Origin of the sequence: Streptomyces sp. NPDC059456, assembly GCF_042750055.1 — a bacterium.
In the GTDB taxonomy this organism is placed as follows: Bacteria; Actinomycetota; Actinomycetes; order Streptomycetales; family Streptomycetaceae; genus Streptomyces.
In genome coordinates, this window is sequence record NZ_JBHYVA010000577.1 from 1 (window position 1) to 5,585 (window position 5,585).

Annotated in this window: 4 protein-coding genes; all 4 read right to left on the reverse strand. The window is 73.6% G+C overall.

Going from position 1 to position 5,585, the window contains the following annotated elements; genetic code table 11:
• Nucleotides 1–105: 105 nt before the first annotated feature.
• Nucleotides 106–2,295, reverse strand: a complete 2,190-nt coding sequence (gene katG / locus ACFXA3_RS33820; protein WP_385193212.1) for a catalase/peroxidase HPI — start codon at nucleotides 2,293–2,295, stop codon at nucleotides 106–108.
• A 186-nt stretch (nucleotides 2,296–2,481) separates the two neighbouring features.
• Nucleotides 2,482–2,961 carry a hypothetical protein gene (locus ACFXA3_RS33825; protein ID WP_385193215.1) on the reverse strand — a complete coding sequence of 160 codons (480 nt, stop codon included), beginning with the start codon at nucleotides 2,959–2,961 and terminating at the stop codon, nucleotides 2,482–2,484.
• A complete protein-coding gene (locus tag ACFXA3_RS33830) occupies nucleotides 2,958–4,358 on the reverse strand; it encodes an aminobutyraldehyde dehydrogenase (RefSeq protein ID WP_385193218.1) in 1,401 nt (466 codons plus the stop codon). The genes ACFXA3_RS33825 and ACFXA3_RS33830 overlap by 4 nt, the downstream gene beginning before the upstream one ends.
• On the reverse strand, nucleotides 4,351–5,585 hold a 1,235-nt coding region (locus tag ACFXA3_RS33835), incomplete at its 5' end, for a flavin monoamine oxidase family protein (RefSeq protein WP_385193220.1). The genes ACFXA3_RS33835 and ACFXA3_RS33830, both read right to left, overlap by 8 nt.

A 5,585-nucleotide genomic window follows, 5' to 3' on the forward strand; every position in this document is an offset into this window, starting at 1 on the left:
AAAACCCACGCCCGCGTGGTGATCCCCCCGCGGGGCCCCGCGCCGGGGGGGGCCCGGGGCCCCGGCCCCGCGGGGGGGGGCCCGGCGGGGGCCCCGGGCACCGGTTCAGCGGAGGTCGAACCGGTCGAGGTTCATCACCTTGTCCCAGGCGCGCACGAAGTCGCGTACGAAGCGCTCCTGAGCGCCCTCGGACCCGTACACCTCCGACAGGGCCCGCAGCTGGGAGTGCGATCCGAAGACGAGGTCGACGGCGGTCGCGGTCCACTTCACCTCGCCGGTGGCGTGGTCGCGACCCTCGAACACGTTCTCGGCCGTGGCCGACGCCTTCCACTCCGTGCCCATGTCGAGCAGGTTGACGAAGAAGTCGTTGGTCAGCGTCCCCGGCCGCTCGGTGAAGACACCGTGCGAGGACTGGCCGAAACCGGTGTTCAGCGCCCGCATGCCGCCGACCAGCACCGTCATCTCCGGCGCGGTGAGCGTCAGCATGCTGGCGCGGTCCAGCAGCAGGGTCTCCGGCGGCAGCTTCTCGCCCTCCCGCAGGTAGTTGCGGAACCCGTCCGCCCGGGGTTCGAGCACGGCGAACGACTCCACGTCGGTCTGTTCCTGCGAGGCGTCCGTACGTCCCGGTGCGAACGGAACCCTGACGTCGTGCCCGGCGTCCTTCGCGGCCCGCTCGACGGCGGCGCACCCGCCCAGGACGATCAGGTCGGCGAGGGACACCTTCGTCCCGCCCGCCGCCCCGTCGTTGAACTCCCGCCGGATCCCGTCGAGGGCCTCCACCGTCTGCGCCACCTCGGGCACGGCGTTGGAAGCCCAGTCCCGCTGCGGCGCGAGCCGGATCCGGGCACCGTTGGCCCCGCCGCGCTTGTCGGTGCCGCGGAAGGCGGCCGCGGACGCCCAGGCGGTGGTGACCAGCTGGGGGACGGACAGCCCCGAGGACAGGATCCGGCTCTTGAGGGCGGCGACGTCCGCGTCCGTGACCAGCGCGTGGTCGACCGCGGGGACGGGGTCCTGCCACAGCTGCGGCTCGGGGATCCACGGGCCGAGGTAACGCGAGAGCGGCCCCATGTCGCGGTGCAGCAGCTTGTACCAGGCCTTGGCGAACGCGACCGCGAGCTGGTCCGGGTTCTCGTGGAAGCGCTTGGCGATCGGTGCGTAGACCGGATCCACCTTCAGCGCGAGGTCCGTCGTCAGCATCATCGGGGCGTGCCGCTTCGCCGGGTCGTGGGCGTCGGGCACGATGTCCTGGGCCGCCGGATCCGTGGGCTTCCACTGCTGGGCACCGGCGGGGCTGGTCGTCAGCTCCCACTCGTATCCGAACAGGTTGTCCAGATAGCCGTTGTCCCACTTCGTCGGCTCCGTGGTCCACGCACCCTCGAGCCCGCTGGTGAGCGAGTCGACGCCCTTGCCGCTGCCGAACGTGTTCTTCCAGCCGAGGCCCATCTGTTCGAGGGGGGCCGCCTCGGGCTCCGGGCCGATGTACCCGGGATCGACCGCGCCGTGGCACTTGCCGAACGTGTGACCGCCCACGATGAGCGCGAGCGTCTCCTCGTCGTCCATCGCCATGCGCTTGAACGTCTCGCGGATGTCGCGGGCCGCGGCCACCGGGTCCGGATTTCCGTTGGGCCCCTCGGGATTGACGTAGATCAGACCCATCTGCACGGCACCGAAGGGACCGGTGAGTTCCCGGTCGCCGACGTAGCGCTCGTCTCCCAGCCAGGTGTCCTCGGGTCCCCAGAAGATTTCCTCGGGTTCCCAGGTGTCCTTCCGTCCGAATCCGAATCCGAACGTTTTGAACCCCATCGATTCCATCGCGCAGTTGCCGGCGAAAATCAGCAGATCGGCCCAGGAGATCTTCGGTCCGTACTTCTGCTTGACCGGCCACAGCAAACGGCGTGCCTTGTCCAGGCTCGCGTTGTCCGGCCAGCTGTTGAGGGGGGCGAAACGCTGCGAGCCGGCGCCGCCGCCGCCCCGGCCGTCGGCGATGCGGTACGTGCCCGCGGCATGCCAGCTCATCCGGATGAACAGCGGCCCGTAGTGGCCGTAGTCGGCAGGCCACCAGTCCTGGGACGTCGTCATGACCTCGAAGACGTCACGCTTGAGCGCATCGACGTCGAGGCCCGCGAACTCCTGCGCGTAGTCGAAGTCCGCGCCCATCGGATCGGACAGGGGCGAATGCTGGTGGAGAACCTGGAGGTCCAGCTGATTCGGCCACCAGTCCCGGTTCGTTCGTGGTCGAGTCGGCGCGGGGGTCGGGGAGGGGATTGCTGGGTTCTCGCTTTCGCTGCCGGACACGTCCGCCCTTCTTCCTGTCTCGGTGTTTCCTTCTGCTGACTGCTGGGCGTCCGTTATGGTCGCGCACCGCGGACCGCTCGGCGACGAGAACACGCAGAACTCTCCCGGCCACTGTGGAATTCGGGAAAAGGCCGTCATTCAGATCATCGTGATCCGCCCGCACGGGTGACCCGATGGGCCGGGCCGTCAGGTCCGCGCCGCGGCCGGGCCCGTGCGCATCGTGAGCAGGGAGGTCACCGAATCGCTCTCCGGCTGCCGCCCCGGCACCTCCCGTACCCCGCGTTGCACGGAGGGATCGGCAGCCTCCCCGATCAGCTGCTCCCGCGCACCCTTGCCCAGCGCGTACGCCACGTAGACCAGCAGGACGCCGGCGCAGGCCGTGCCGTCCTCCGCCAGGACGGTCCGCAGTGCAGGGTCCCGGCCCACCCGGATCTCCTCGCGCGCGCTGTGGCCGGCCGCCGCGGCCGCGCCGCGGACCTGCCGGACGGCGCGCGCCGGGCAGGCCCCCTCGGCGAGCAGCGACCAGAAGAAGCGCTCCTTGCCGTAGCCGAACGGGTGGCGGCGGGTCGGCCGGGCGCCGGCTGCGCTCGACCGAGGCCGGCAGGAACACCTCGTTGAGGCTGTCGGCCACCGAGCGGCGGCCTCGGACGGCAGCGCGGGGATCACAGCATGACGTGCTTGGCCCGGGTGTACTCCAGGAGCCCGGCCAGGGAGAGGTCGCTGCCGTACCCGGAGTGTTTGACACCCCCGTGGGGCATCTCGGACACCGTGGTGCCGTGCGTGTTCACCCAGACGATGCCGGTGTGCAGGGCCCGGGTCGCGCGCATCGCGCGGTCGTGGTCCGCGGTCCACACGCTCGCGGCGAGGCCGAAGCGCACGTCGTCGGCCAGGCGGAGGGCCTGCGCCTCGTCGGTGAACGGCTGGACGGTGACCACGGGGCCGAAGACCTCCTCCTGCACGATCTCGTCGTCCTGGCGCACGCCCGCCACGACGGTGGGCTCGTGGAAGCAGCCGGGCCCCGGCATCCGCGCGCCGCCGGTGACGATCTCGGCGTGGGCGGGGAGGCGGTCGAGCAGGCCCTGTACGGAAGCCAGCTGCGCCGCGTTGTTGAGGGGGCCGAAGTCGGTGCCCGCGGACAGTTTCCGCGCCGCGCGGGCGAAGGCCGCGAGGAACGCGTCGTGCACCCGGTGGTGGACCAGCAGCCGGGTGGGCGCGGTGCAGTCCTGGCCTGCGTTGTAGTAGGCGACCGCGGCGAGGGCCTCGGCCGTCGCCGTGACGTCCACGTCGTCGTGGACGATGACGGGCGCGTTCCCGCCGAGCTCCAGATGGACCCGTTTGAGGCCGGCCGCCGCGGCGGCCGCGATCTCGCGGCCCGCCCGCACACTGCCGGTGACCGCGATCAGTGCCACGTCCCGGTGGGCGGTGAGCGCCCGGCCGGTGTCGCGGTCGCCGCAGACGACGTTGAGCACGCCGGGCGGCAGGCATCCGGAGGCGAGCCGGGCCAGCAGGACGGACGACGAGGGAGTGGTGTCGGCGGGCTTGAGGACGGTGGTGTTCCCGGCGGCGATCGCCGGGGCGGTCTTCCACGCCGCCATCATCAGCGGATAGTTCCAGGGGGTGATCTGGGCGCAGACCCCGACCGGTTCGCGGCGCAGCAGCGAGGTGCGGCCCTGCGTGTACTCGGCCGCGGCGGCTCCGGGCAGGTTCCGGGCGGCTCCGGCGAAGTAGCGCACGGTGTCGACGATCGCGGGCAGTTCCTCGTCCCGGAACTGCCGGGCGGGTTTGCCGGTGTCCGCGGTCTCCGCGGCCGTCAGGGCGTCCGCATGCGCCTCCATCGCGTCGGCGAGGGCGAGCAGGGCGCGCTGGCGGACGGCGGGGGTGGCCACGGCCCAGTCCGCCAGCGCGGCGGCCGCGGCGGCCACGGCGGCGTCCGTGTCCTCGGGCCCGGAGCACGGGGCGTGGCCGTGCACCCGGCCGGTGGCGGGATCGGTCAGGGCCGTCGTCCTGCCGGAGGCGGCCGGCCGGTCCGCGCCGCCGATGTGGTTGAGCAGGACGTCAGCCACGGCGCAGCACCTCCTCGGCGGTGTCGCGTCCGGTGCGCACGGCGCCCTCCATGTAGCCGGCCACCCACTGGTCGGATCCGCAGACGTAGAACGGCGGTTCGTGGGTGCCGTGCAGGGGGCCCACGGCCATGACGTCGCCGGGGGTCCACTGGGTGACGTACCCCTGGGTCCACGGGTCGGTGCCCCACATCCGCAGGTACGTGGCGAGCGGCCGGTGCGCCTCGTCGCCGTAGAGGCGGGCGATCTCGGCGAGCAGTTCGGGGACCCGCAGCGCGGCGGGGGTGCCCATCAGGACGCCGAGCCGTTCGGGCGGGACGAGGGCGGAGAGGATCCCCTCGCTCTGCGGCCAGGTGCTGCCGAGGACGCCTTCGCATTCGGACAGGCCGCTGAGGCCGCGCCCGCGCCAGAACGGCCGGTCGTAGGCAGCGGTGAACTTGGCGGCGAGGGCCTGTCGTTGACGGTGCAGGGAGGCGAGTCGGGCGTCGCCGACGCCGGTCACGGCGACCGAACGGAGCGGGCCGACGGGGAGGGCGCTGACCACGGCCGCGGCGGTCAGGGTCTCGCCGCCGGCCAGGCGTACGGAGCAGCCGCCGGGCCCCACCGCGAGCGCCTCGGCCGCGGAGCCGGTCCGGATCCGGCCCCGGAGCTCCTCGGCCATGCGCAGGGCCACGGTGGCCGAGCCCTCGGCCACCCGCAGGCCCTCCCAGGCCTCGTACTCGTAGGAGCCCGTTCCCGGTACGGCGGCGTGTTTGCGCAGGGCGGCGAGCAGGGAGCTGCGCTCGCACGAGCCGTCGGCGAGGGCGAGCCGGCCGATCTCCCACAGGCGTACGACGGCCGGGGTCGCCCCCCGGGCGCGCAGCCAGTCGCCGAGGGAGCACCGGTCCAGGGCGGCGGCGTCGGGGTGGGACCACGGATCGCCGGGGTCGACGGTACGGGCGAGTGCGGCGAAGGCGGCCTCGGTCTTCTCGTGGCAGGTGTCGTCACCCGCGCCGAACCAGTGCGGCGGGTCGGCCGCGCCGACGCCTTCGGGGGTGGCCCGGACGAGGGCGCCGGGCTCGGCGACGTAGCTGGGGACCAGGGTCAGGCCCAGCTCCGCGACGAGGTCCGTGTAGGCGGTGTGGGCGCGGCGGGGCGCCCCCCCCCCCCCCGCGCGCGCGGGGCGCGCGCGCGGGCGGGGGGGGGGGCGCCCGGCCCCCCCCCCCCCCCGGGGCGGGGCGCCGCGCGGCC